Origin of the sequence: Pseudomonas sp. RA_35y_Pfl2_P32, assembly GCF_963970735.1 — a bacterium.
GTDB lineage: Bacteria > Pseudomonadota > Gammaproteobacteria > Pseudomonadales > Pseudomonadaceae > Aquipseudomonas.
This window is the reverse complement of record NZ_CAXAQF010000016.1, coordinates 77,951-103,073: the sequence shown is the minus strand read 5'-3', so window position 1 is coordinate 103,073 and position 25,123 is coordinate 77,951. Positions and strand designations below refer to the sequence as shown.

17 protein-coding genes are annotated in these 25,123 nt (G+C 61.6%); 8 read left to right on the top strand and 9 right to left on the bottom strand.

The window, feature by feature from the left end; genetic code table 11:
* Position 1 precedes the first annotated feature (1 nt).
* The 5 genes from AACY45_RS17415 to cbiE all read right to left on the bottom strand — a co-directional run bounded on the left by AACY45_RS17415 (position 2) and on the right by cbiE (position 4,211).
* Positions 2 to 481: a copper chaperone PCu(A)C gene (locus AACY45_RS17415; protein WP_339546657.1), complete on the bottom strand. Its 480-nt coding sequence runs from the start codon at positions 479 to 481 to the stop codon at positions 2 to 4.
* Between the two features lie 61 nt (positions 482 to 542).
* Complete coding sequence (locus AACY45_RS17410) at positions 543 to 944, bottom strand: DUF2946 domain-containing protein (protein ID WP_339546602.1); 402 nt, start codon at positions 942 to 944, stop codon at positions 543 to 545.
* Positions 945 to 1,190: 246 nt separating this feature from the next.
* Positions 1,191 to 1,913, bottom strand: coding sequence for a cobalt-precorrin-6A reductase (locus tag AACY45_RS17405; protein WP_339546601.1), 723 nt, complete (start codon positions 1,911 to 1,913; stop codon positions 1,191 to 1,193).
* Positions 1,910 to 3,007, bottom strand: a complete 1,098-nt coding sequence (locus AACY45_RS17400; protein ID WP_339546600.1) for a cobalt-precorrin-5B (C(1))-methyltransferase — start codon at positions 3,005 to 3,007, stop codon at positions 1,910 to 1,912. Before AACY45_RS17400 ends, AACY45_RS17405 begins: the two co-directional genes overlap by 4 nt.
* Positions 3,000 to 4,211, bottom strand: a complete 1,212-nt coding sequence (gene cbiE, locus AACY45_RS17395) for a precorrin-6y C5,15-methyltransferase (decarboxylating) subunit CbiE (RefSeq protein ID WP_339546599.1) — start codon at positions 4,209 to 4,211, stop codon at positions 3,000 to 3,002. The genes AACY45_RS17400 and cbiE overlap by 8 nt, the downstream gene beginning before the upstream one ends.
* A 133-nt stretch (positions 4,212 to 4,344) precedes the next feature.
* Here cbiE and cobG point away from each other — a divergent pair, with 133 nt between their 5' ends.
* The 5 genes from cobG to AACY45_RS17370 all read left to right on the top strand — a co-directional run bounded on the left by cobG (position 4,345) and on the right by AACY45_RS17370 (position 16,072).
* Positions 4,345 to 5,652 (top strand): precorrin-3B synthase, encoded by a 1,308-nt coding sequence (gene cobG / locus AACY45_RS17390; protein ID WP_339546598.1) that lies wholly within the window; start codon positions 4,345 to 4,347, stop codon positions 5,650 to 5,652.
* Positions 5,645 to 6,271 (top strand): precorrin-8X methylmutase, encoded by a 627-nt coding sequence (locus AACY45_RS17385; protein ID WP_166589898.1) that lies wholly within the window; start codon positions 5,645 to 5,647, stop codon positions 6,269 to 6,271. The genes cobG and AACY45_RS17385 overlap by 8 nt, the downstream gene beginning before the upstream one ends.
* On the top strand, positions 6,271 to 7,002 hold the full coding sequence (locus tag AACY45_RS17380) for a precorrin-2 C(20)-methyltransferase (RefSeq protein ID WP_339546656.1): 732 nt from the start codon (positions 6,271 to 6,273) through the stop codon (positions 7,000 to 7,002). Before AACY45_RS17385 ends, AACY45_RS17380 begins: the two co-directional genes overlap by 1 nt.
* Positions 7,002 to 8,705 (top strand): precorrin-3B C(17)-methyltransferase, encoded by a 1,704-nt coding sequence (gene cobJ, locus AACY45_RS17375; RefSeq protein WP_339546597.1) that lies wholly within the window; start codon positions 7,002 to 7,004, stop codon positions 8,703 to 8,705. The genes AACY45_RS17380 and cobJ overlap by 1 nt, the downstream gene beginning before the upstream one ends.
* Before the next feature lie 407 nt (positions 8,706 to 9,112).
* The gene (locus AACY45_RS17370; RefSeq protein ID WP_339546596.1) at positions 9,113 to 16,072 is read left to right on the top strand and encodes a TcdA/TcdB pore-forming domain-containing protein; all 6,960 of its coding nucleotides are present in this window, start codon (positions 9,113 to 9,115) and stop codon (positions 16,070 to 16,072) included.
* Positions 16,073 to 16,132: 60 nt separating this feature from the next.
* On the opposite strand, the gene AACY45_RS17365 is transcribed toward AACY45_RS17370, so the two are convergent.
* The gene (locus AACY45_RS17365) at positions 16,133 to 16,729 is read right to left on the bottom strand and encodes a MarC family protein (RefSeq protein ID WP_339546595.1); all 597 of its coding nucleotides are present in this window, start codon (positions 16,727 to 16,729) and stop codon (positions 16,133 to 16,135) included.
* A 250-nt stretch (positions 16,730 to 16,979) separates the two neighbouring features.
* On the opposite strand from AACY45_RS17365, the gene AACY45_RS17360 reads away from it, so the two are divergent.
* The 3 genes from AACY45_RS17360 to AACY45_RS17350 all read left to right on the top strand — a co-directional run bounded on the left by AACY45_RS17360 (position 16,980) and on the right by AACY45_RS17350 (position 19,151).
* On the top strand, positions 16,980 to 17,765 hold the full coding sequence (locus tag AACY45_RS17360) for a hypothetical protein (RefSeq protein WP_339546594.1): 786 nt from the start codon (positions 16,980 to 16,982) through the stop codon (positions 17,763 to 17,765).
* Between the two features lie 103 nt (positions 17,766 to 17,868).
* The gene (locus AACY45_RS17355; RefSeq protein WP_339546593.1) at positions 17,869 to 18,522 is read left to right on the top strand and encodes a hypothetical protein; all 654 of its coding nucleotides are present in this window, start codon (positions 17,869 to 17,871) and stop codon (positions 18,520 to 18,522) included.
* On the top strand, positions 18,519 to 19,151 hold the full coding sequence (locus tag AACY45_RS17350) for a hypothetical protein (RefSeq protein WP_339546592.1): 633 nt from the start codon (positions 18,519 to 18,521) through the stop codon (positions 19,149 to 19,151). The genes AACY45_RS17355 and AACY45_RS17350 overlap by 4 nt, the downstream gene beginning before the upstream one ends.
* A 22-nt stretch (positions 19,152 to 19,173) precedes the next feature.
* Here the strand turns inward: AACY45_RS17350 and AACY45_RS17345 are convergent, their stop codons facing one another.
* The 3 genes from AACY45_RS17345 to purH form a co-directional block, all read right to left on the bottom strand.
* Positions 19,174 to 21,948 (bottom strand): hybrid sensor histidine kinase/response regulator, encoded by a 2,775-nt coding sequence (locus AACY45_RS17345; protein ID WP_339546591.1) that lies wholly within the window; start codon positions 21,946 to 21,948, stop codon positions 19,174 to 19,176.
* Positions 21,949 to 22,048: 100 nt separating this feature from the next.
* Positions 22,049 to 23,344 carry a phosphoribosylamine--glycine ligase gene (gene purD, locus AACY45_RS17340; RefSeq protein WP_339546590.1) on the bottom strand — a complete coding sequence of 432 codons (1,296 nt, stop codon included), beginning with the start codon at positions 23,342 to 23,344 and terminating at the stop codon, positions 22,049 to 22,051.
* 165 nt (positions 23,345 to 23,509) lie between these two features.
* Complete coding sequence (purH, locus tag AACY45_RS17335; RefSeq protein ID WP_339546589.1) at positions 23,510 to 25,117, bottom strand: bifunctional phosphoribosylaminoimidazolecarboxamide formyltransferase/IMP cyclohydrolase; 1,608 nt, start codon at positions 25,115 to 25,117, stop codon at positions 23,510 to 23,512.
* Positions 25,118 to 25,123 lie beyond the last annotated feature (6 nt).

Genomic DNA, 25,123 nt, shown 5'->3' with positions numbered 1-25,123 from the left:
GTTACTGGGCGTGCTGGTGCGTGTCGGTGCCGGCGGGCGGTTGTTTCTGCACCGCGACGTCCACGGTGAGATTGCCGGCCTTCTCGAAATGCAGGGTCAACGGGAAGCGCTTGCCGTCGCTGAGCAGGCTGCGGTCCTGCAGCTCCATGAGCATCACGTGGTAGGCCATCGGCGCGAACGTGATGGTGCCTCCGGCGGGAATCTCGACGCTGGGCACCTGCTGCATTTTCATCAGGTCTTTTTGCATCAGGTGTTCGTGCAGCTCGGCTTTGCCCGAGATGGGCGAACTCACGCTGAGCAGCCGGTCAGCGGTTTTGCCAGTGTTGTGAATGACAAAGTAGGCCGCCACGGTCGGGGCATTGGGCGGTAGCTCTTGTGACCAGGGGTGGGCGATGTCCAGCTCACCGGCCTTGTATTCATGGGCAGTGGCAAAGCAGGCAGGCAACAGCAAGGCGGCGAGCAGCAACGCGTGCTTCACCAGGGATGGTTTTGACATGGCGGTTCTCCGGAACGATTAAAACGCAGGGTAGTTGCGAATCGAATCAGACCAGGGGAGAGGCGCGGGGGTTGAGACTGGGCCATTGCTGGCGCGGTGTTGGAGCATCGAGGGTGGGGGCCGGTAGGCTGCGATTGGCGTCGAACCGGGCGAAGTACAGCTGCGGTGTATGCCCGGGCAATGCCACCAGGGGCGCTGAGCCTGAGCAGCACCAGCAGTGCTGCATGGTGGAGTGTTGCTCGCCAGCTGGGGCTTTCTGTTCAAGGTTGCCCAGGGAAATGGCGACCATGCGGGTGCCACTGGACGAGCAGAAACTGCCCCACATCAACTGCTCGACCGGCGACTGGCTGGACGCCTTGGCCATGGCATCGGACATCGGCATGGCGAGCATGTTGAACAGCACTGCGAAGCAGGCGATCCAGGCAAATGCTAGCCGTTGTCGGGACATGGTCATATCCGGTGATGTGGGAGATCAGGCGGCGTATTTAGCCTGATCGGGGTGGATAAGTAAAAAGCTGCTGTGCGGTGTGGTGTCGCAGCGCTGATTTTGAGCAAGTGTAGCGGCTTTGATAGTTAGTGCCTGGGCGATGCCTGACTGGAGGCCGCCTTCGCTGGCAAGCCCAACGGGGTTGGTGGGTGTATGCAAAACCTGTGAGCACCCAAAGCCATACTGTGGGCGCGAGCCCTCATCGAACTACAAATCCAACTCCAGCGCCTTCAACACCTGGGTCACGCTGGCAAACTCCCGATCCACCGCCGGCAACACCGGGCGCTTGAGTATCAGCACCGGCACCCCACGCTCGCGGGCCACTTCGAGCTTGGGTTCGGTGGCGCTGCTGCCGCTGTTCTTGCTGATCAACACGTCGATCTGCCGGCGTTCGAACAGGGCGCGTTCGTCTTCGAGGTGGAACGGGCCGCGGGCCCCGAGCACTTCGCAGCGTGGGTTGCCGGGGTAAACCTCCAGTGCGCGCAAGGTCCAGAACTGCCCGAGCGGGATTTCGTCCAGGTGCTGCAATGGCTCGCGGCCTAACGTGAACAGTGGGCGCTTGAAGGGCTTGAGGGCTGCGCTCAGTTCGGCCCAGTCGCTGACTTCGCGCCAGTCATCGCCGGTTTGCGCCTGCCACGCGGGACGACGCAGCGCCCAGCAGGGGATCGCGCGGAGTTGCGCGGCGGTGACGGCGTTCTGGCTGATCTGTGCGGCGTAGGGGTGGGTGGCGTCGAGTAGCAGATCAATGCCGTGATCCTGGATGAAACGGGCCAGGCCTTCGGCGCCGCCATAGCCACCGACGCGCACTTGGCATGTCAGGTCGCTGGGTACCCGGCCGACACCGGCCAGGCTGTAGGTGTGCTGCGGGCCGAGGGTGCGGGCGATCGCCAGGGCTTCGGTGATACCGCCGAGCAACAGCACGCGTTTCATGGCAAGACTCCGGCGTGACCGACAATGCCGCCCTGGCGGTCGATGGCAAACACTTCGACCTGGACCTGGGCCGGCACCACGCTGCGGGCGAATGCCAGGGCGTGCTGGCACACGGCATCGCCGAGGGCAATGCCGGCGGCGCTGGCCATCGCCAGGGCCTGCTGACTGGTGTTGGCTTGGCGAATCTGCTGCTGCAGTGCGGCGTCGGCACCCACCGCGGCGGCCCATTCGGCCAGTTGCACAAGGTCGATGCTCGAATGTCGGCTGTGCAGGTCCATGTGGCCGGCGGCGAGCTTGCTGATCTTGCCGAAGCCGCCGCACAGGCTGAGTTTATCCACAGGCACTTTGCGCAGGTGTTTGAGCACCGCCCCGACAAAATCGCCCATTTCGATCAGGGCAATTTCCGGCAGGTCATAGACCCGGCGCATGGTGTCTTCGCTGGCGTTGCCGGTGCAGGCGGCGATGTGCAGGTAGCCGTTGGTCTTGGCGACGTCGATGCCCTGATGGATCGAGGCGATGTACGCCGCGCAGGAAAACGGCCGGACGATGCCACTGGTGCCGAGAATCGACAGGCCACCGAGAATGCCCAGGCGCGGGTTCATGGTTTTCAACGCCAGGGCTGCTCCGTCCCGGACGTTGACCGTCACCGCAAAACCGCCGGGATAGCCGAACTCCAGGGCCAGGGCGCTGAGGTGGTCGGTGATCATCTTGCGCGGCACCGGATTGATCGCCGGCTCGCCGACAGCCAGGACCAGGCCGGGGCGTGTCACGGTGCCGACGCCGTGGCCGGCACTGAAGCGGATGCCGGGCTCGGTGGTCAGGCGCACCTGGCTGTAGAGCAAGGCGCCGTGGGTCACGTCCGGGTCGTCACCGGCATCCTTGATGGTGCCGGCTTCGGCGCCGTCGGCCAGCAGCCGGCAGAACTCCAGGCGCATTTGCACCTGCTTGCCCTTGGGCAGGACGATCTGCACCGCATCACTGGCGCCGCCACCCAGCAGCAAGCGCGCCGCCGCGAGGCTGGTGGCGGTGGCGCAACTGCCGGTGGTCAGGCCGCTGCGCAGGGGGGCGGGTTGTTCGGCGGTTTCGTCACGCATCGAGGGGTTTGACCAGATCCAGCAAGGTTATCGGCAGCGCCTGGCGCCAGGTGTCGAACTCGCCCAGTGGCTGGGCCTGGGCGATGTGCAGCCGGGTCAGTTCGCCGCCGTGCTGCTCACGCCAGGCCAGCAGGGTCATTTCGCTTTGCAGGGTGACCGCGTTGGCGACCAGCCGGCCACCGGGCTTGAGTTGCGCCCAGCAGGTCTCAAGCACCCCGGTACGGGTCACGCCGCCACCAATGAAAATCGCATCCGGGCGCTCGAGTCCGGCCAGCGCGTGGGGGGCGCTGCCGCGAATCAACTGCAGGCCGGGCACGCCGAGGGTGTCGCGGTTGCGCTCGATCAATTGCTGGCGGCCAGGGTCCGCTTCGATGGCCAGGGCGCGGCAACTGGGGTGGGCGCGCATCCATTCGATACCGATCGAGCCTGAGCCCGCGCCGACATCCCACAACAACTCGCCGGGCATCGGTGCCAGGCGGGCCAGGGTGACGGCCCGTACGTCGCGCTTGGTCAACTGGCCGTCGTGGGCGAAGGCCGAGTCCGGCAGGCCCGCCAGGCGCGAGAGGCGCGCGGTGGTCGGTTCGGCGATGCACTCGATGGCCACCACATTGAGGTCGGCGACCGCGGGGTCGTCCCACTCGCTGGCAAGGCCGTCGACCCGCCGCTCCCGCTCGCCACCCAGGTGCTCCAGCACGCTGATCCGGCTCGGCCCGAAACCGCGTTCGCGCAACAGCGCGGCCACGGCGGCCGGACTGTGGTGGTCATTACTCAGCACCAACAGGCGTACCCCGCTGGACAGGTGGCCGTTGAGTGCGGCCAGCGGCCGAGCCACCAGTGACAGGCAGACCAGCTCTTGCAGGGGCCAGCCGAGGCGGGCGGCTGCCAGGGAGCAGGACGAGGGCGCGGGCAGGATCAGCATTTCCTCGCTGGGCACCTGGCGCGCCAGGCTGGCGCCAACGCCAAAGAACATCGGGTCACCACTGGCCAGCACACAGACCGGTGCGCCGCGCTGCGCCAGGAGCGGCTCCAGGGAAAACGGGCTCGGCCACAGTTGGCGCTCGCCACGGATGCACGCCGGCAGCAGATCGAGCTGGCGCTGGCCGCCGATAATCCGTGCGGCCCCCAGCAATGCATGCCGGGCCTGCTTGCCCAGTCCCTTGAAGCCGTCTTCTGCGATGCCTACGACTGTCAGCCAGGGGGCCATCTATATTCCTCAAACATGAAGGTTCCGACGGGCAGGCTTTTCATGCCGTCGGACAAAGCAGGCATAATACCGCGCCTTCGCCCGCGAAGTGCTTCTACCTCTTGAGTCGGTCGCCCCCTTGAACGAACGTCAGTTGCATCCTGCCTTACGCCCCTCGGCCTGTCCGGGGTTGTTGCGTATCGTCCAGGCGCTGGACGGCGGGATCTGCCGGATCAAGTTGAGCGGCGGCTCGATCAGCGCTGCCCAGGCCCTGGCGGTGGCCACGGCTGCCGAGGAATTTGCTGGCGGGGTGATCGAGGCAACCAACCGTGCCAACCTGCAGATCCGCGGCATTACCGGCGAACACCGACGGCTGATCGACAGCCTGCTGGCGGCCGGACTCGGTCCGCGCTCGGCGGCGGGTGACGATGTGCGCAACCTGATGCTCAGTCCGGCCGCCGGCATCGACCGCGCCATGGTGCTGGACACCCGGGCGCTGGCGGCGCAGATCCTCGCCACCCTGGAGAGCAGCCCGGGCCTGCATGACCTGTCCGCCAAGTTCGCCGTGCAGTTGGATGGCGGGGAGGCGCTGGCCATGCTCGAGCACCCCCATGACCTGTGGTTGAGTGCGTTCGAGCGGGAAGGGCAGACCTGGTTGGCCTTCGGCCTGGCCGGTTGCCCGACGGACACCGCCGCCGGTGCGGTGCGGCTCGACGACGGTCACGGCCTGGTGGTGGCGGTGCTGGAGCTGTTTCTCGAACTGGCGCGGCCGGAACAGACCCGCATGCGCCACTTGCTGGCCGAACGTTCCTTGAGCTCGCTGCTGGCGCTGCTCGGTGAGCGGGTGCCCCTGCAGCGACTCGATTCCTGGCAGCGCCCCCCGGCACCGTCGGGGCGGCACCTGGGAACTTATCCACAGCGCCAGCCGGGCCGGGTCCATGTGGGGGCCGTACCGCCGTTGGGACGGCTGACCTCATCAATGCTCCAGGGCGCGGCGCTGCTGTGCGAGCAGTACGGTGATGCCAGCTTGCGCCTGACGCCGTGGCAGAGTCTGTTGCTGCCCAACATTCGCGAGCGGGACGCCCCAGCTCTCACTCAACAGCTGCAAGCGCTGGGTTTCCTGCTGAGCGCCGACCAGGCCCTGGCCCATGTGCTGGCCTGCACCGGTTCGGCCGGCTGCGCCAAGGGCCTGGCCGACACCAAGCGCGACGGCCAGCGCCTGGCTGCGCTGCGCCCATCAGCCAGCACGCCACTGCAGGTGCACTTATCGGGCTGCCCGCGTTCCTGCGCCGCCGCCCATACGGCGCCCGTCACCTTGCTGGCGGTCAGCCCCGGTCACTACGATCTCTATTTTCGCGATGCGGGGCAGGCCGGTTTCGGCGCCCTGCAAGCACGCAACCTCACTATTGAAGCGGCGGGCGCACTGCTTGATGCCCGCCCACGGAGCCCCCTTGATGCTTGATTACATCCGCGACGGTCAGGAGATCTATCGCAACTCCTTCGCGATCATTCGCGCCGAGGCGAACCTGGACCGTATCCCGGCCGATCTGGAAAAACTCGCGGTGCGGGTGATCCACGCCTGCGGCATGGTCGAGGCTATCGATGGCCTGCAGTTTTCCGCTGGGGCCGGCAAGGCCGGGCGTGATGCGCTGGCAGCCGGTGCGCCGATTTTGTGTGACGCGCGCATGGTTTCCGAGGGCGTGACCCGTGCCCGCTTGCCGGCCAACAACGAAGTGATCTGCACCCTGCGTGACGACAGCGTGGCCGAGTTGGCGCGCGAGCTGGGCAACACCCGTTCCGCTGCGGCGCTGGAGTTGTGGCGTCCGCACCTGGAAGGCAGCGTGGTGGTGATCGGCAACGCCCCGACCGCGTTGTTCTACCTGTTGGAAATGCTCGACGCCGGCGCACCCAAGCCCGCGCTGATTCTCGGCTTCCCGGTGGGGTTTGTCGGGGCCGCCGAATCCAAGGCCATGCTCGCGGCGGACAGCCGTGGCGTGCCGTTCGTGATCATGCAAGGCCGGCTGGGCGGTAGCGCCATGGCCGCCGCAGCGGTCAATGCCCTCGCCACGGAGATTGAATGATGCAGCAACCTGGACGCTTGATCGGCCTGGGCGTGGGCCCCGGTGACCCGGAACTGATTACCGTCAAGGCCCTGCGCCTGCTGCGCGAATCGCCCGTGGTGGCGTACTTCGTGGCCAAGGGCAAGAAAGGCAATGCCTTCGGCATCATCGAAGCCCACCTGCAAGGCGCGCAGAACCTGCTGCCGCTGGTGTACCCGGTGACCACCGAAGCGTTGCCGGCGCCGCTGTCCTACGAAGAAATCATCAGCGACTTCTACGACGGCGCTGCCCAAGCCGTGGCCGCACACCTGGACGCCGGCCGCGACGTGGCGGTGATCTGCGAAGGCGACCCGTTCTTCTACGGCTCCTACATGTACCTGCACGACCGTCTGGCCACTCGCTATGAAGCCGAAGTGGTGCCGGGGGTGTGCTCGATGCTCGGTGGGGCTTCGGTACTCGGCGCGCCGCTGGTGTATCGCAACCAGAGCCTGTCGGTGCTGTCCGGTGTGCTGCCCCACGAAGACCTCAAGCGCCGCCTGGGCGATGCCGACGCGGCGGTGATCATGAAGCTGGGGCGCAACTTCCCGAAAGTGCGGCAAGTGCTGGAGGAACTGGGGCTGGCCGAGCGAGCGCTGTATGTCGAGCGGGCGACCATGGCCAATCAGAAGATTGTGCCGTTGGATCAGGTCGAACCGATGTCGTCGCCCTACTTCTCGCTGATCATCGTCCCTGGTGTCAGGTGGCAAGGCTGATGAGCCATTCCACGCCAGCCATCGTCATTCTCGGCCAGGGTAGCCTGGCCACTGCGCGTCGCCTGCAGCAGGTGTACCCCGCGGCCTTGATCCACGGTCTCAGTGGGCGGGTCGAAGGCGCAGACCAGGTGTATCAGGAGTTCGGTGCGACCCTGCGCGAACTCTATCAACAGGACACCCCAATCATTGCCCTGTGTGCGGCCGGTATCGTGATCCGCACCCTGGCACCGTTGCTGCTGGAGAAGGGGGCCGAGCCGCCGGTGCTGGCGGTGGCCGAAGACGGCAGCGCAGTGGTGCCGCTGCTCGGCGGCCTCGGCGGGGTGAATGGCATGGCCCGGGAGATTGCCGCGGCCTTCGACGTGGCGCCAGCGATCACCACCAGCGGTGAGCTGCGCTTCGGCACTTGCCTGCTCAACCCGCCCAGCGGTTATGCCCTGGGCGATCTGGAGGCGGGTAAACGGTTTGTCTCCGATCTGCTGGCCGGCCACTCCGTGCGCGTCGAAGGTGCCGCGCCCTGGCTGGCGCAGGCCCAACTGGCGGAAGATCCCCAGGCTCAACACTCGATCCATGTCGGCAGCGCCGAACGTGTGGCGGCGGCCAACGAGTTGCTGATCTATCCACGCAGCGTCGCCGTGATCGTGGCGAGCGCCGGGGAGGATCTGCCGCAGAGGATTGCCCAGGCCTTGCAGGCGGCGAAAGTCGCGGGGCAAGCCCTGGCCTGCCTGGTGGCGCCTGAGGAGCACATGGCCTGCCCGGCATTGCGTGAGGCCGCGCTGACGCTGGCGGTACCGCTGCGGTTTGTTGCCTCGGCCAGTGAGGTGGGCACCCTGGCGCGCAACGCGGTGCCTGGGGCACGGTTGATCGCTACGGCGCATGAGCTGGTGATTGCCGTGGCCGAACAGCCGCTGCAGGTGAACCTTATCGGCCGTCCTCGTGGGCGTCTGGCCGTGATCGGCCTCGGCCCGGGCGCCGCCGAATTGATGGTGCCGGCGGTGAAGGCCGAACTGGCGCGGGCCACCGATGTGCTCGGCTATGAAACCTACGTGCGCATGGCCGGACCGTTTCGTGAGGACCAGGTGCAGCACTGCACCGATAACCGCGAAGAGATGCAGCGGGCCCGGCATGCCTTTGAACTGGCCGCCCAGGGCCGCTCGGTGATCGTGGTGTCGTCCGGTGATCCGGGGGTGTTCGCCATGGCGGCGGCGGTGCTTGAGGCGCTGCACGAATCGGATGATGCGGCCTGGCATAACGTCGATCTGCAGATCCTGCCCGGTGTCTCTGCCTCGCTGGCCACCGCCGCCCAGGCCGGAGCGCCGCTGGGGCATGACTTCTGCGTGATGTCGCTCTCGGACAACCTGAAGCCCTGGTCGATCATCGAGAAGCGCCTGGACCTGGCCGCCGAAGCAGATCTGGCGCTGGCGTTCTACAACCCGATTTCCCGCTCGCGCCCCTGGCAGTTAGGGCGAGCACTGGAGATTGTCGCCCAGCATCGTGCGCCTCAGACGCCCGTGGTCTTGGGCCGGGATATCGGCCGCCCCGGCCAGACCTTGCGCACCACCACCCTCGGTGAGTTGACCCCCGATCAAGTCGACATGCGCACCATGGTGCTGATCGGTTCGTCCACTACTTGCACTTTTCCACGTAGCGACGGCGGTGAGTGGGTCTATACACCACGCTGGTATGGTGAAAAACCTGTCACATGAATAATAACGCCCCTTTCTAGGGGCGTTATTGTTTTACCCCTGTTAACGGATTAGCGAGGTTTGTATGGGGGCGGATAACAGTGGCCGTATAGGGTTGAATAAATCAAAGATGTAAGTGTTCTCTCGGTCTGTTGTTGAGTTGGCGAGCTGGCCGCAGCACACGACTTGAATTGAATGCAAATTGTGTGTCTTGGGGCTATTCGTTAGATTTGCTGAGCGTCCCCCGAAGGGGCGGGACAACGCGCAAAGGGCGTTGTTGATGTGAAGTTATATTAAGTACTGCACTAATGAAGGCGCGCCTTGATCGGCGCCAATCGTTCTGAATGTAATATGAAGTTTCGCTAATTGTAGTGGATCTGTGTGTGCCCGAATAACCGGTTGACTAAAATTTCCAGGAAGAAAAAGTCATGGATGACTCAATATTAAATGCCGAAAAACGGAGCGGTGAATTTCTGTCGCCCGAAGCCTATGCGCAACTAAAAGAGGAGTTGAGCGAGTTCTCCGGTGAGCCTGATTACGAGGCGCTTGATCGTTATTATCTAGCGGCCAATGAGGCTGCCGAAGTCGCTGATAAATTAGTGTCTGTCAAACTTCTCCAGCATTCATTTGACTCATTGTTTCATAAGCGTGCAACCGCCCCTTCCGATATCGCCGAGCAGATCTTGCTCGGGCTCGATCGGTACACATCCAAGCTGGGCGCTACGACCACCATGCTATCTGCGGTGGCAGAGTCGGTGCCAAAAATCATGCACTTCGTCTGGGTTGGCGGCAGTGAGGTCGGCAACATCCAGCGTGACTATATGAATATCTGGCGGAAAGTGCTGGCCCCGCAAGGTTACACGTTCAATCTCTGGTACGACCGCGATGCCCTGCTGGCATTTGAGATGAACCGGGTGATTCTCGACAGCGCCAGGGCGCATGCAATGGAGTCGGGTGGCGATAAGGAGACGAATCCCCAGGCACTGTCGCGACTGATTGAAGACCGTGCCCGAGTGTTGAAGTGGCAAATGTCGGATTATCTCAGGCAGCCGCAATGGGCCGGCCGTGCGGACGAGGCACGAATCGACCTGATGGTGCGGGCCTATGGCAAGGATCGCACGGTGCTCGAGGCTTTTCGCCAACAGTGCCTGGACACTCACCTGGCCATGGTCGGGCCGGATCTGCGGCTGCGTGATGCCGGTCAAGAGTTCAGCGAGCACTTTCTGCGCGATGTCTATCAGCGTGAAGTCGGCATGCGCGGCAACTTTGCCGCGGCCAGTGATGTGGTACGTCTGCAGGCCGAGGATCTGGAGGGTGGCCGTTACAGCGACATGGACTATTTGCCGCCCCTGGCCGAAAAACTGGGGGGAGTCGATATCAGCAGTCTCGATACAAGCGCCCGGATCGGTGTATTGCAACTGCTACTCAATCATGACGACAGCTTGATGCCCGGCCGGGACAGGCAGCGTTATGCGGATAGTGTCGACAAGATCCCCGCAGAACACCAAGAAGCGTTGCTTGCGTTTGCACTGGGTAAACCCGGTGTCCGTGAAATATTTGTCCCGCCACAGGAAAGCTCGGTAGCGCAGAATGGCTTTCGCATGGGCACGGCGTATGGCGCCCGGGACCGTGGGGAAATGAACGCGCATTTTCTGGCTCACCCGGGTAGCGGCATGACCCAGGCCATCATGCAAACGATCCGATTTAATTATGACTGTCTGCATGAAGTAGAGCGCCGACTTGCCAATGCCGGTATCGCTTGGGGGGATATGCGCGAATCGGCCAATCTCATTCAGAACTTTATCAACGAAAGGACGGCTGAAGGGCGGCTCACACAATCACAGTTGAACGCTTCTGCTGCCCTCTCTATTGCGATGCTTACGTATTACCAAGATGGGATTCGTATCGGCGCCCGCGGCACTATCGACTTAACCGGACCCGGTGCCGCTGTCACAGGGCTCAGTAATTACACTGAAACGCATCTTCAATTCGAACATTTGGCGGACATTCGTGCTCGGCTGAAGTTGACCGAGGGCTATAACGTTTTCACCGAAGAAGAAATGATCTCCGGTTGGACAGTCAATGGCACCCCGGATGAATGGCTGGCCAAAGAGCAGGAAAAGTGGACATCCGCAAAACTCAAGTCGCGTTACGCAGCTAACCTGGGGGAGTTGCTAAAAGAACAAACCCTGGCCTTCGAGCGAGGCTGGCCGGTGGTTGAAGGTAAACCGGTGTTGCTGACGTCAGTGTTGCAATCACTGCTCAATGATCTGGGTGAGCCTTTTATCCGGGCCATGAATGACCGCTTGAGTGGTGACGTCCTCTTCAACAAAGCGGTTTCCATTGGCTTCGATGAGCGCCAGCAAATCATCGCGCAACCTGCCAGTGAACTGCCGCCGTCGATCGGCGCCGAACTGCTCGGCAACCTGAATGAGGCGTTGACCCGAATCGCCGTTGGGAAGTTGCCTGTGGAGCAGTTGAGTCCGCTGCATCGTGTAGTGCTCGGCAGTTTGTTCGGTGCGCAGGCGCTCGACGAAAAGGGTTTTGCCAATGCCTGGGACAAGGCCCGCAGTTTTGCCGAAAGTACCCAGGATCGAGGGGTCGCCGCGCGCTATGAACACATTGAGCAGACTTATCGTCAGCAGCGGTCGGCAGCCTTCGACGCCGGGCTTGATGCGCATTCCGGTGGAGTGTCACTCACCGAGCGTTCTGCGGCTCTCAAGGTTCTGGCCTTTGCCGAACCCTTGAGCGAACGGCAATGGGGTACGCGTATTGCCCAGATCGAGGCGCGGGCCATAGTCGAATATCGCTCGGCCATTCTCCAGCGTGGCAATAGCGTGCGCGAGTTGATGTTCCAGGCCAACGCCACGTCGGCCCGGCAGTTACCACAAGATCTGCTGGTGCGCGGTGGGGGGGAGCCAGGCCGACGTTGTTATCCGTTGGCGCTGGTGATGGCTGCGGCGCTTGAACAGGGCAGGGGTGCGCTACGCACCCTGATTGGCCGGTTGGCCAGCGCCAATGTCGCCGTGGAAGATCCCACGACCCAGCGCCTGCTGTTAACCCTGGATGATTTGCGCAGTGTGCCGATGGCCGATTTCGCTATCAAACGTGGTGCAGTCAGCCTGGCGAGTGCGATCCAGATGCTGGAAACGAAAACCGCTTCCGCCAGCATGATGCTTAACACCGACAACCATTCTCTGCTGATCGCCAAGGTTGTGGAGCAGGGTAGCGCGACCTGGCATTTTTACGATCCCAACTTCGGCCTGTACGGCTTCGATCAGGTGGCGGACTTGCAGCGTGGCATTGAGCGGTTCCTGGCGGATGGTGAGCTGGCCAGGCACTACGGGATTGTCGATGTGACGAGCGACACTTTTAATCTGATTGAGCTCGATGGCCAGAAAATTGCCACTCTGCCTCTTCCTTCCGAGGGGAGAGTCGGTCAATTGCTGGACGGATTTGACGGCACGAGCGTGGTCGAGCCCTGGCAGCATCATGCGGCGCTACGGGCTCGTGCCTTGTCGGAAAATGCTCGGTTAGGGCGTGGCGTGGCGGAGTTGGAGGGGCTGGGCTGGGCTCGGGTCATCGAGTCGGTGACGCAAAAAATGATCTCGGATAACACCCTCAAGCCTGGATTTGTGCCGGTGTACGAGACGGTACAGCCGACGGTGGAAGGCCAATGGAGCGTTGCGTTGATCAACAGTAAGCGCCCTGAAGAAGTTGAGCATGTCACGGTTGATGAACCACGACTGATCAAGATCAAGGGCTGGCTACGCCAGCGCTTCGAGGCGCTGGATAACACACCCAAAGATGGTGTGCCCCATGAGCCTGGGGCGGTCAATACGATGAACAGCGGCTTTGCGATTCTGGCGCTCATGCAAAGTCTGCGGCAGGCCGAAGGTTCCCTGGCAGAAGGTGCCGGTACGCCGATGACGTTGGGCGTTCGTTTGCACAGCTATGTGATTTATTCCCAGGTGCTGCATGGCGTGGTGGCCGATATCTACGGTCTGATCAAGTTGGTGCAGGTCGCCTTGCTTGATGAAAAGCTGATTGCGGCAACGTCCTCGACGCTGCTGGGGCGTACTTTCGGGCGACTGTTGGGCGTGGGTGCGGGCAACCTGCTGGCGCTGGTCAATGTCGGGTTCGACATCTATGAACTGGTCACCGCCGACAACCCGTCGGCCAGGGCCGCCATCGCGGTTCAACTGAGTTTCGACGCCACCGGTCTGGCACTGGGACTGGTCGCCACCGGGAGCGGCACCTTGGCGAGTGTCGCCGGCCCCTTGGCCGTTGTGGTCGGCGGAATTGCTTATGGAGTGGGGGCATTGGCTCACAACTACCTGATCAATCTATATCGAGCCCAGCAGGTAGGGGCGTATTTCTATCGCATGAAATCGCTGGTCGCGGACGGCGGATGGACAGTGGAGTCCGGTGTTTTCCAACCTGCCCCTGAGGTCGTTTTCAGGCTGGTGGACCTGCGAGCACTGCGAGGGATACTTGGTAGTCACTTGCTGCTGCGAGGGCAGCGTTCCGGACCTGGGTTGCCGAATCTGGTTGGCGACACTTCGCAGGCGATCGATATCAACCAGCGTTGGGGCTTGTCGGGGCACTCACTGCTGCCCGATGACATCAAGACCTTGATCCTGCCCTGCACGCCCCAGTGTGCTTACGGTTACGACTATCAACTGATGCCAGGAGCAACCCATCGTCATGATCTTGGATTTGACGAGTTGCGCGAACTGGAGCACGACAGCCAGGGAACGCGAACTTTCTGGTTCGATCCTTGGACGCCATTCGAATACGTGATGTACGCCCTGTATCCGAAGTACCAACCGACACTCGTCGAGATCCTGCTGGCTAACCAATGCCGCACTCTGTATGTGCCGCATATGCCTGAAGAATACCAAGGGCAAATGTCCTATCTCATTGGCGGCAGCCAAGGGCAGTACTCCCTGTCGCTCAACCCGGGCGTGGTGGCGATTGAACTAACTGCCCTCGGTGAACCCGCGTCCGTGCAGTGGCTGCTTCGTGCGATTTGGACCAGCGATGCCTCGGTGCTGTTTGACGCGCAGGGCTTGATCCTGGGTGGTATTAGGGTCAAGGCGCCTGTCGACAGCGTGCTGGATCTGGAGTTGGAGCAAGGCCGGCTGTTTCGCGTGAATTGGTCGAGTCGCCAGCTTGAGCTGGTGCAGGAACAGTTGCCCGACAACAGCGATGCGAGCGAAGTGGCGCGGTATTTGACCCACCTGAACCGTGAACATCGTCTGGTCATACCCTGTGTACCGCTGCACAACTTCAAGGTGCCGTTCAGCGATCCGCAGTGGCCGACCTACACCAATGGGTTCTACGAAACATCGCGCGAACGGATTCTTTACGCCCGCGATCTGCCAGGCGGGGCCTGTGCCCAGATCCAATTGGCTGCGGTCAGGGGGGACCAGGTGTATTTCTATCATCGGGATTATCCGACTGTCTGGCGGGTTGATGCGATCAGCGGCAAGGTCAACCGACGCTATCGTTTGTTCAATCCGCGCATGGCGCCATTGATCCTCTCGTGTCAGGACGTGGGCGAGGCCATTCATGTCGTGCAGCAGGTCAGCGATATGCACGGTGTCATCTATCAGTTCGATTACCTGCTGTATCCCGACGAGGTTGATCTCAAGGCGATAACGCACACGTTGAGTGAGGCGAGCGCGACCATTGCGCAGGGGTTCGATTGGCAAGGCTGGAGCGCCTTCGAGAAGCAGTTCGACTCTTCTGACAGCGTCTATGACGACTCTTCGTTGGAAATGGGCGGGGATATTACGCAATGGACGGTGGCGTTTCTTTCGTTGCAGGCTCACCGCGGAACACAAACCCTTCGCGGCTGGGTACGGCTTTGGGACGAGTGGTATGTAAGCGATCTTGAGCTCGGTCTTGTGACCCCGACCTTACTCGCGCCGCGGGAAATGGATGGCGATAGCCTGGTTTTCTTTGATGCGCAGGCCAGAACCCTGTCGCGCTGGGTGCGGCGGCCGGGGCCCATGAACGGCGTCTTGCACACCCTGCTCAGTGACGTGGACAGCGTGGTGGCTGCGGGCGACACGTATCTGGCGCAGACGCATCACGGCCTGGTGTTCGAGGTCAGTGCGGAACAGGTGGTCCTGCGCTCAGTCAATGAGCAATGGCTGATGGCGCAGGATGATTGGTTGGCGGGGTTGCCGGTGGTCGCTGGACAACATGGTGTCAGCGGCTTCGAAATCGTCGGCCTGTCCGATGTGGGTGGTGCATCGCTGGCTGCCCGGTACCTGGAGGGGCGAATCCTGCTAGTCGGGGCTGAACAGGGGCGCAAGATGCACGCGGTGAGTCTGAGCCACGATAAACAAGCGCTGTGGTTGTTTGCGCCCGACTCAGGTCGCCTCTATCGCCAGCCGCTGTTGACCCTGGAGCAGATGCGGGGGCTGTTCGGCAGTGGCAAGCAGCGTGTGCGTCGTGATGAAGCCAGTGTGTGGCAAGGCAGGTGGCGTCAATGGCTGTTCGCTGGGGTCACTGCGCAGGGCAGCGGACTCAGAGGTGTTACCCGTGATGGTGTGATACTCGAACTGATCGAGGGGCAGCCGGCCCGCGTGACTGGCGTAGAGCAACTGTTCTTCGATGAGTTCAACACCGCCTCGCTACGTAAGCAGAAACTGGCAAAGTTACTGGCCAGGCTAGCGCATGCGACCTTTCTGACGACAGGGCAGGTGGGGGATATCTGTAGTTGGTATGACACGCAGATCAGGCGCAGGTTTTTTACCACCCTGAGTGAGTTTGTTCCCCGAGCTGAGTATCTTGGGCTACAAAAAGGGGCCAATCCGCTGCTGCACAATCAGCACCCGGGCTTATTGTTCAGTAACAGGAGCAATGACTGGTGGGGACACACGCACGATTACTGGGCCAAGGTGACTGCCGCCCTGCGAGACGGCGAAGTGTTGACTATCGAGGGGCGTGGCAAAATCGTTGACCTGCTGCCGTTGATTCCGGATGGGGTTACCACCCTGGTGTTGGGGTATGCGCAAGGGCTGCTGGAGTGCCATGTTTCACCTGAGGCCTGGATGCGTCTGGACTGCCTGATTGTCGACTTGGCTCAATTGAAGTCGGGGATTCATCAACTCTCGCTGGGAATTGCGATCACGGACCATTGGTTGATCACGATGGTGGATGGGCATCTGCTGTTGATCGATTCCAGTGACGGGCGTTGCCTGCTGTTTCACGGCGCCGAAGCGCTCGATGCGGCGTCAAGGCATGGACTGGAACTGGCCATGGAGTTTTCTGGCGAGCGTGTCTCGCTGTCACCGGCAGAGCTGATGGTGGGGCTTGAGCCGGGCGTCAATGCGCCGCTGTTGGACCGCCTGGATAAAGCCAACGAGGTGTAGCGTCGGTTGAGTTGTCAGGCAAGGCAGCAGGGCCATCCCGCTGCCTTTTTTGTCCGGGCCTCAGGGCACCAGATAACCCTTGACCCCGGTAAAGATGATCTGCGCTGCCAGCGCACAGACAAATAGCCCCATCAGGCGGCTGACGATCTGCAAACCCTGGTCACCGAGTATCCGCTCGATGCGATTGGAAAGGTACAGCACCACGCCCACCGTGAAGCTGGCCAGGGCAATACTCATGATCGCGGTGAGTTTATCGTCCCAGTGCGGTTGGCCGACGCCCATCACCAGCAAGGCACCGATGGTGCCGGGGCCGACGGTCAGCGGGATGGTCAGCGGGACGATGGTCACATCCTGCTGCACGTTGTCGGTCTGCACCGCGGATTTGCCTTGGGCCATGCCCAATGCCGAGATGAACAGCACGCTGCCGGCGCCGATGCGAAAGGCGTCTACGGTGATGCCGAACACGTTGAAAATCACCCGGCCGAACAGGTACAGCAAGATGCTGGAGATCAGGGTCGCGAGGGCGACTTTCCAGGCCAGGCGCCGACGCTCCTTGTTGGAATAGCCGCGGGTCAGGCTGATGAAGCACGACAGCACGAAGAACGGGCTATAGAGCACCAACATTTTCAGGTAAACGCTGAATAGCACGTGGAGCATGGTTTTGGCTCGCGGCGGGAGAGTGTTGGAGGGGAGTCTATCAGTCGGTTTATGGGTTGTGGGAGTTGGTCGGGAGATCAGTGGTTATTTTGTTGGCGCGTAATGAGTGGTTTTGTATAGGTTATTCAAGGGTTGGGTGGCTGTTGTTATTGAGAAGTTACAGGTTGCTGTTTGTGGTTCTGCTTGTTCCTGATTATTGTCGTTCTTACGGCTTCATGAAGAGGCTGGATTAATAATCAAGGAGATGGTTATGAGTAGTGATGGTATATATGGTATGACCCCTGCCGGCTGTGTCGAGCGTATTAGACGTTATGAGCTGGCAGACTCATCCACTCTGCGCGCTCGTGGTTTTACTTCGCCGGAAGTTGAGGCGCCGGAAAAAGGTGCCATTGTCGGGGAAGGTATTTTGTCTTTTACCGGCAATCTCTCCGAGCAAAATAGAGACGATGTCATGCACGCGTTTCTCTTTGCAACACTGGTGGCGAACAAAGCATTTCCCCGCGAGGAACAAGGTAAGGAATGGTACTACAAGTTTGTCGAGGCCATGATGGATGCCGGTTGGATGTTCACCCAGAAGTTTTACAACGACATCAATGTTGGTGGTAACTCGGTCCGTATGGATCAATTGGTCCTGGAGATCCTCGGGGGTGTGGTGGCCGGGACTACCTTGCCGGGCTCCACCTCTGCACTGATGCTGAAAGTGGCAGGTTCTGCCATCAGCGCACTGAAAAAGCGGGAAACTGCGCTGACCTTGTATGAGCGCAATGTGCTCGAACATGGCGTAGGTGGGACCGCGGCCGGAACCTGTACGGAAATCAATGGTGAAGTGACCCTGGCCTTGGGGACTGTGCGGTTTATTCGCAAGAACACTTCGGCCCAGGTTCTGTTTGCCGATTGGGATACTCGCGATGTGAAGCTGTATCGCGGTGAGTCGGTGTTCAGGAAAGTGTCATCTATTGTCGAGCAGACCCGCGATGAAATTCTTCGAAAGTTAGGTGGTAACGCAAAAACCAAGATCGCCAATTACGAGATTTAATGGAATGCATTTGAAAGGGGAGCCACTCAGTGGCTGCCCTTTTTAAGTTTGAGGGTTCGCTATGGAACAGCATTACATGGTGTATACGGTAGGAGGCGCGGTTATGGCTTTGCCCGGAGCCAATGGCCTGGCTACTTGTTCTGATGTCGTCAAATCGAGCCTGCTGGCCCAACTGGTGGCTAATAAAAAAGTGCAGATGAAGGCGCCTGTCGATTGGTACGACGCCTATCTGCAGGTGGTCGATGATTGTTGGATACGCACACTAAAGACGCAGCAGCATTTTTCCCTGGGATCCCAGAAGCGCAGTTCCCCCTTGGAGTGGGCAGTCGGGACGATGACCCCTTGCAAAGATCGTTCGGGGCAGGCTTTTTGTACTTTTTTGCCCCATCTAGCGCGCTTGAACAGGTCCGTGACGGCCATTGGCGGGTTGTCTGAAAACGCCACTTCGGCCCTACAGGAAGTGCGTTTGCTGGCGATCCTGGCGCTGACGCCAACCTCAATCATCAGCCTGTATATCGGCTTCCAGACTCGCCAGGTGCTGAGCGCCAATCCCTGGTCGCAGGTGTTCCGCGGCGAAGATGTAGTGGGGGCTGTCTGCGTTCGCCAGGCGCGGGCCAATCTTTCTGAGGTCCTTTATGCGCAGGCCCGAGAGGCGGTTGACCTGAAGCTCGGCGATAAACTGAGCGACAACCTGGCGAAGCTGGGTGAAATCACCGATGGCGTCTATCAGCCATGTGCGCGGGAGGGCCGGTCATGATCGATACCACTGCACAGGCCGCCGTGGTGGGTGGCAGCCTGATCGCCTTTGCTGGCGATCTGCCGAAGTCCCATCGGGAAGATATTTACTTGAGTACCCTGTACGCGCAAAGGGCGACCCGTGCGGCCGTTGCCGACGGCCTGGCGGGCGACTGGTTTGAGTATTACCGCAATACGCTCAAGTTCATCGGCTGGGATGTGCCATCGCCGGCGGGCCTGCCGGTCATGTCCGCCGACACGATGGGCGGCCAGGCCGTGCAGCAGATAGCCAGGCGCCTCGGCGATTCTTTTGCCAGCCCCATCCGTCGGGCAATGGCAGCCCTGGAGCAGAACCTGGCGGCGCTCGAGTTGTTTGAGTCCAGCAGCCTGACCCAGGAGGTGGGGGTGTTCCAGACGATCCCCTGCGTTGCCAATGGCCCCAACAAAGTCGAACTGGGTCTCTACCACCGTGAGTTCCGACTGTATCGAGGCGCCCCGCAGTTTCTCTTCGCGCCAGAACAGGTGCAAGAGAGCAGGGAGCAGATGGCGTTACTGACCTTCAACACGCTTTACTACGCGCAGTTTCGCGAGAAAGTGAAAAAAGCCGTACTGGCCCAATCACTGCGCGCCATTCGCGCACTGGAGATTTGAGCGGGACACCGTGGGTGGCTGATCAGACGGTTGATGCGCTGCGATTGTGTTGATCGCGCTGGGCCACCCAGTACTCCACCAGTTCACGCAGTTGCGACAACTCCACCGGCTTGGCCATGTGCCCGTCCATGCCGGACTGGCGCGCGCGGTCCTTGTGTTCGGCGAGGATGTGCGCGGTCAGTGCGACCACTGGGGTACGGGTGCGCTGGTTGCCGACTTCCCAGGCGCGCAATTGCTGCGTGGCGGAAAAACCGTCGAGGATCGGCATTTCGCAATCCATCAATACCAGGTCATACCGTTGGGCCTTCATCGCCTTCAAGGCTTCTTCGCCGTTGCTGGCAGTGTCCGGTTGCAGGTTGAGTTTGCCCAGCATGCCGCGAATCACTTTGGTCGAGATGCTGTTGTCTTCGGCCACCAGGATGCGGAAGTCGCTGGGCACATTGACCTCGGCCGGCGGGTGGCCGGGCAGGGGCGGGGAGACGGTCTGGCCTTTGTTGCGCTGGGTCAACTCGTCGGCCAGGGTGGTCTTGAGTGTGTAGCCGGCCACGGGCTTGGCCAGGATGCGCTTGATCCCGGCGTTGCGCGCGATGATCTTGCTCGGGGCATTGCTGATGCCGGTGAGCATGATCAGCAGGATGTCGTGATTCAGGCTTGGGTCTTCCTTGATCTTGGCGGCCAGTTGCATGCCGGTCATGCCGGGCATGTTCTGGTCCAGCAGGACCACGTCGAAGTAATCGCGCAGGTGCGCCTTGGTGCGCAGCAGGGCCAGGGCTTCCTTGCCGGAAGGCACGGCACTGACGTTCAGGCCCCAAGCGGTGCAATGCTGCACCAGGACCTTGCGGCAGGTATCGTTGTCGTCCACCACCAATACCCGTGCGCCTTGCAGCGGGCTGTCGAGGTCGGACGTCGGGTGTTCGAGACGGTCCGGGTCCAGGGGCAAGGTCAGCCACAGCGTACTGCCCTGATTGCTGCCGCACTTGATGCCAAACTCGCCGTGCATCAGCAGGATCAACTGGCGGGCGATCACCAGGCCCAGGTTGCCACCCAGGCGTGTGGCGGAGAGGAAGTTCTTGCTGTGCAGTTCAGCGTGCATCAAGGCTTCGCGTTCTTCGGCCTCCATGGGCTCCCCGCTGTCTTGCACGGCGATGCGCAGGCGCGGTTTACTGCTGCGCTCATCGAGGGCGACAACGATCAGAATCTCGCCTTCCGCGGTCTTTTTCAGCGCGTTTTCCAGCAGGCTCAGCAGGGTTTGGCGCAGGCGCGTCGGGTCGCCGCTGATCACGCGTGGCACCTGGGGCTGGATGAAGCTGATGAGCTCGACGTTTTGCTGTTCGGCCTTGGCGCGGAAGATGCTCAGGCAGTCGTCGACCAGGGCATTGAGGTCGAACTGCACGTCATCCAGTTCGATTTGCCCAGACTCCAGCTTGGAGATGTCGAGGATCTCGTTGATCAACGTCAGCAGTTCGTTGCCAGCGCTGTGGATGGTTTGCACGTAGTCGCGTTGCTTGACCGACAGCGGCGTGCCCAATAGCAGCTCGGTCATGCCCAGCACGCCATTCATGGGGGTGCGGATTTCATGGCTGATCTTCGCCAGGAACTCGGCCTTGGCGTTGATTTCGGCATTGCTGGCGGCCAGGTCGCGGCTGATGCTGAAGCGGTTCTCGATAATGCTGCGCTGGCGTTCGCTCAGCGAAATACCCATCAACAGGCCGCTCAGGCAGATGAAGGCGAGCAAGGCGGTGATCAGGCTTTGCGGGGCGACCACGGTCAGGCCCAGCAGCGCTGGCAGGATGATCAGCGTGCCGAGGTTGAACACCACCATCGCCATCACGAAGAAGCGTGCCGGTCGGTAGCCCTGCTGCCAGTGGTACGCGCTGACAAAGAGCATGCTCAAGCCGGCCAGTGCGACCAGTGCATAAGTCATCAGGTTCAGCGGCAAGTTCTCGACGAACAGCAACAACAGGCTGCACAGGACAATGAACAGGATATCGGCCATCAGCAGCTTGTTCAGCGGGTGCGGGCCCAGCGGGGTGAAGAATCGATAGGTGAACATCAGCCCGCACGGCGCCGTCAGTAGCAGGGCCAGGTAGGCGTCGGGGGCTTGCAAGGCATTCCAGTCGGGGAGCCACGGGCCGGCCAGGTTCAACAGCAACAGCATGCCCAGCATCAGCAGGCCTTCACATGCCGCGAGCCACAGGCAGGTTTGCGAGTGGGTGTAGGCGTAGCGCGTGAGGTTGTGCAGGATCAGCATCGCGATGCAGCCGAACAACAGGCCGTAGATCAGCGTCTGGGTCTGATTGGCGGCGGTCATGACGGCCGATTGCAGGGTGATGTAGGGCCGCAACTGGTGTTCTGATACCAGGCGTAGATACACGTCGAGGGGGCGCTGGACCTGCGGCAGTGGCACCATGAAGTCGGTGCTGGGCAGCGGACGGGTGGTCAGCGCATGGTCGTTGCCACTGTGGGTCTGCTCGATCAGCGTGTCGCCGTCCAGCACATAGAGGTCCAGGTGCAACAGATCGGGGGCGAAGATGCGCAGCAGTTGTTCGTGGGTGCCGGGATTGAGCCGAAAGCGTAGCCACAGCGCGCCGTCGGGATCGGCGGCGGTGATCTGGTCCAGTTCAATCGGGCTGAATTGATTGGTGTAGCGGGCCGAGCGGATGTCGGTCAGTTGCAGGCTGCCCTGTTCGTCGAGCAATACCGCCCAGCCACTGCCATGCGAGGCCTGGGCCGGGAGCATGCAGAGCAGGGACAGCAAAGTGACGGTCAAGCCTATGGCAATCCTGAGCCAGCGCACGGCGGAATCCCTTCTTAGATTGATGCCAGATGATAATCTATGCGCGGGCCAGGAGCAGGACGGCAAGGACCGACGGCCCTTGCCTGGCCAAACGGCTGGCTTATTCCTGATTTTCGCCGCGCTCGCGGGCAATGGCGCGGTAGCCAATGTCCTTGCGATAGAAGCAGCCTGGCCAATCGATCTTGGCGGCCAGTTGGTAGGCTTGCTGCTGGGCGGCATCGACGCTCGCGCCCATCGCTGTGGCGCAGAGCACCCGGCCACCGGCGGTCACGACGTTACCGTCCTTGAGCGCAGTACCGGCGTGGAAGACTTTGCCTTCCAGCGCGGCGGCGGCATCCAGGCCCTGGATGGCGTCACCCTTGGCATAGTCAGCCGGGTAGCCACCTGCAGCCAGGACGATGCCGACGCTTGGGCGTGGGTCCCACTGGGCTTCGACCTTGTCCAGCGCCTGGGCCAGCGCCGCTTCGACCAGCAGGACCAGGCTCGACTGCAGGCGCAGCATCACCGGTTGGGTCTCCGGGTCACCGAAACGGCAGTTGAACTCGATGACTTTCGGATTACCGGCCTTGTCGATCATCAGGCCGGCATACAGGAAACCGGTGTAGACGTTGCCTTCGGCCGCCATGCCCTTCACGGTTGGCCAGATGACCAGGTCCATGACCCGCTGATGCACTTCGCTGGTGACCACTGGGGCCGGAGAGTAGGCACCCATGCCGCCGGTGTTCGGGCCGGTGTCGCCATCGCCCACACGTTTGTGGTCCTGGCTGGTGGCCATCGGCAGGACGTTCTTGCCGTCGACCATGACGATGAAGCTGGCTTCTTCGCCGTCGAGGAACTCTTCGATCACCACGCGCGAACCGGCGTCACCGAAGGCATTGCCGGCGAGCATGTCGCGCACTGCGTCTTCGGCTTCCTGCAGGGTCATGGCGACGATCACGCCTTTGCCAGCGGCCAGGCCATCGGCCTTGATCACGATTGGCGCACCTTTTTCACGCAGGTAAGCCAGGGCCGGCTCGATCTCGGTGAAGTTCTGGTAGTCGGCGGTCGGGATCTTGTGACGCGCCAGGAAGTCCTTGGTGAACGCCTTGGAGCCTTCCAACTGGGCTGCGCCAGCGGTTGGGCCGAAGCAATCCAGGCCACGGGAGCGGAACAGGTCGACCACGCCCGCCACCAGCGGGACTTCCGGACCGACGATGGTCAGGGCGACGTTCTGCTCGGCAAAGTCTGCCAGTTGCTCAAGGGCCAGGACGTCGATCGCAACGTTTTCGCACTTGGCTTCAATGGCAGTACCGGCATTGCCGGGTGCCACGAAAACCTTCTGTACGCGCGGATCCTGAGCCACTTTCCAGGCCAGGGCGTGTTCACGGCCACCGCTGCCAATGATCAAAACATTCATTTCAAAAACCTCGGATGACGCTAATTCTGGGAAACGCGCTGCTTTTTTGTAGGAGCGAGCGTGCTCGCGAAGGTGTTTAACGATGACGTTGGCTGTCTGAAACAACGCGGTGTCTAATCGTTTCTCGCGAGCACGCTCGCTCCTACAGTGAAAAAGCAGTGCTATTTAGTGACGGAAATGGCGCATGCCGGTGAAGACCATTGCGATGCCGGCTTCATCAGCCGCGGCAATCACTTCCGCATCACGCATCGAGCCACCTGGCTGGATCACCGCGGTCACGCCGGCCTTGGCCGCATTGTCCAGGCCGTCGCGGAACGGGAAGAACGCGTCGGAAGCCATCACCGAGCCGACTACCTGCAAACCGGCGTGTTCAGCCTTGATCGCCGCAATACGGGCCGAGTTGACGCGGCTCATCTGGCCAGCGCCGACCCCGATGGTCTGGCGGTTCTTGGCGTAGACGATGGCATTGGACTTGACGTACTTGGCCACTTTCCAGGCGAAGATCAGGTCGTTGATCTCCTGCTCGGTCGGTGCGCGCTGGGTCACGACTTTCAAGTCGTCGGCGCCGATCATGCCGATGTCGCGGCTCTGCACCAGCAGGCCACCGTTGACACGCTTGTAGTCCCAGGCAGCGGCACGGTCAGCCGACCACTCGCCGCAGGCCAGCAGGCGTACGTTGGCTTTGGCGGCGACAATGGCGCGGGCTTCTTCGCTGACGCTTGGGGCAATGATCACTTCGACGAACTGACGCTCGACGATCGCCTTGGCAGTCTCGGCATCCAGTTCGCGGTTGAAGGCGATGATGCCGCCGAAGGCCGATTCGGTGTCGGTGGCATAGGCCAGTTCGTACGCCTGGCGAATACCGCCTTCGGCATCCGGGCTGACCGCTACACCGCACGGGTTGGCGTGCTTGACGATCACGCAGGCCGGCTTGACGAAGCTCTTCACGCATTCCAGCGCGGCGTCGGTGTCGGCCACGTTGTTGTACGACAGTTCCTTGCCTTGCAGTTGGGTCGCGGTGGCGATCCCGACTTCGGCCGGCTTGGCTTCTACGTAGAACGCCGCGCTCTGGTGCGGGTTCTCGCCGTAGCGCATTTCCTGGGCCTTGACGAACTGGCTGTTGAACGTGCGCGGGAATTCGCTGCGACCTTCTGTGCTGAGGGTGTCAGCCGCCTGGTTCACGGTGCCCATGTAGTTGGCGATCATGCCGTCGTAGGCGGCGGTGTGTTCAAACGCCTTGAGCATCAGGTCGAAACGCTGGGCGTAGGTCAGGCCACCGGCCTTGAGGTTTTCCAGGACGCTGGCGTAATCGCTGGCATTGACCACGATCGCGACGTCTTTGTGGTTTTTGGCTGCCGAACGGACCATGGTCGGCCCGCCAATGTCGATGTTCTCGATGGCGGTCGGCAGGTCGCAGCCAGGCTTGTTGATGGTGGCTTGGAACGGGTACAGGTTGACCGCCACCAGGTCGATCGGCTTGATGCCGTGCTCGTTCATGATCGCGTCGTCGATACCGCGACGACCGAGGATCCCGCCGTGGATTTTCGGGTGCAGGGTCTTGACCCGGCCGTCCATCATTTCGGCAAAGCCGGTGTAATCCGCGACTTCCACAGCGGCTACGCCATTGTCCTGCAGCAGCTTGAACGTTCCGCCGGTGGAGAGGATCTCAACGCCAAGGGCTTCGAGCTCCTTGGCGAATTCGAGGATCCCGGTCTTGTCGGAAACGCTGATCAAGGCGCGGCGAATCGGCAGGCGGGTAGTCTGGTCGGTCATCTCAAT

What these genes read in the sequence shown, in the direction of transcription:
- AACY45_RS17410 (WP_339546602.1), bottom strand. Translation starts at nt 944, where the DNA reads ATGTCCCGACAACGGCTAGCATTTGCCTGGATCGCCTGCTTCGCAGTG.
- AACY45_RS17405 (WP_339546601.1), bottom strand. Translation starts at nt 1,913, where the DNA reads ATGAAACGCGTGCTGTTGCTCGGCGGTATCACCGAAGCCCTGGCGATC.
- AACY45_RS17400 (WP_339546600.1), bottom strand. Translation starts at nt 3,007, where the DNA reads ATGCGTGACGAAACCGCCGAACAACCCGCCCCCCTGCGCAGCGGCCTG.
- cbiE (WP_339546599.1), bottom strand. Translation starts at nt 4,211, where the DNA reads ATGGCCCCCTGGCTGACAGTCGTAGGCATCGCAGAAGACGGCTTCAAG.
- AACY45_RS17385 (WP_166589898.1), top strand. Translation starts at nt 5,645, where the DNA reads ATGCTTGATTACATCCGCGACGGTCAGGAGATCTATCGCAACTCCTTC.
- AACY45_RS17380 (WP_339546656.1), top strand. Translation starts at nt 6,271, where the DNA reads ATGCAGCAACCTGGACGCTTGATCGGCCTGGGCGTGGGCCCCGGTGAC.
- cobJ (WP_339546597.1), top strand. Translation starts at nt 7,002, where the DNA reads ATGAGCCATTCCACGCCAGCCATCGTCATTCTCGGCCAGGGTAGCCTG.
- AACY45_RS17370 (WP_339546596.1), top strand. Translation starts at nt 9,113, where the DNA reads ATGGATGACTCAATATTAAATGCCGAAAAACGGAGCGGTGAATTTCTG.
- AACY45_RS17365 (WP_339546595.1), bottom strand. Translation starts at nt 16,729, where the DNA reads ATGCTCCACGTGCTATTCAGCGTTTACCTGAAAATGTTGGTGCTCTAT.
- AACY45_RS17360 (WP_339546594.1), top strand. Translation starts at nt 16,980, where the DNA reads ATGAGTAGTGATGGTATATATGGTATGACCCCTGCCGGCTGTGTCGAG.
- AACY45_RS17355 (WP_339546593.1), top strand. Translation starts at nt 17,869, where the DNA reads ATGGCTTTGCCCGGAGCCAATGGCCTGGCTACTTGTTCTGATGTCGTC.
- AACY45_RS17350 (WP_339546592.1), top strand. Translation starts at nt 18,519, where the DNA reads ATGATCGATACCACTGCACAGGCCGCCGTGGTGGGTGGCAGCCTGATC.
- purD (WP_339546590.1), bottom strand. Translation starts at nt 23,344, where the DNA reads ATGAATGTTTTGATCATTGGCAGCGGTGGCCGTGAACACGCCCTGGCC.
- purH (WP_339546589.1), bottom strand. Translation starts at nt 25,117, where the DNA reads ATGACCGACCAGACTACCCGCCTGCCGATTCGCCGCGCCTTGATCAGC.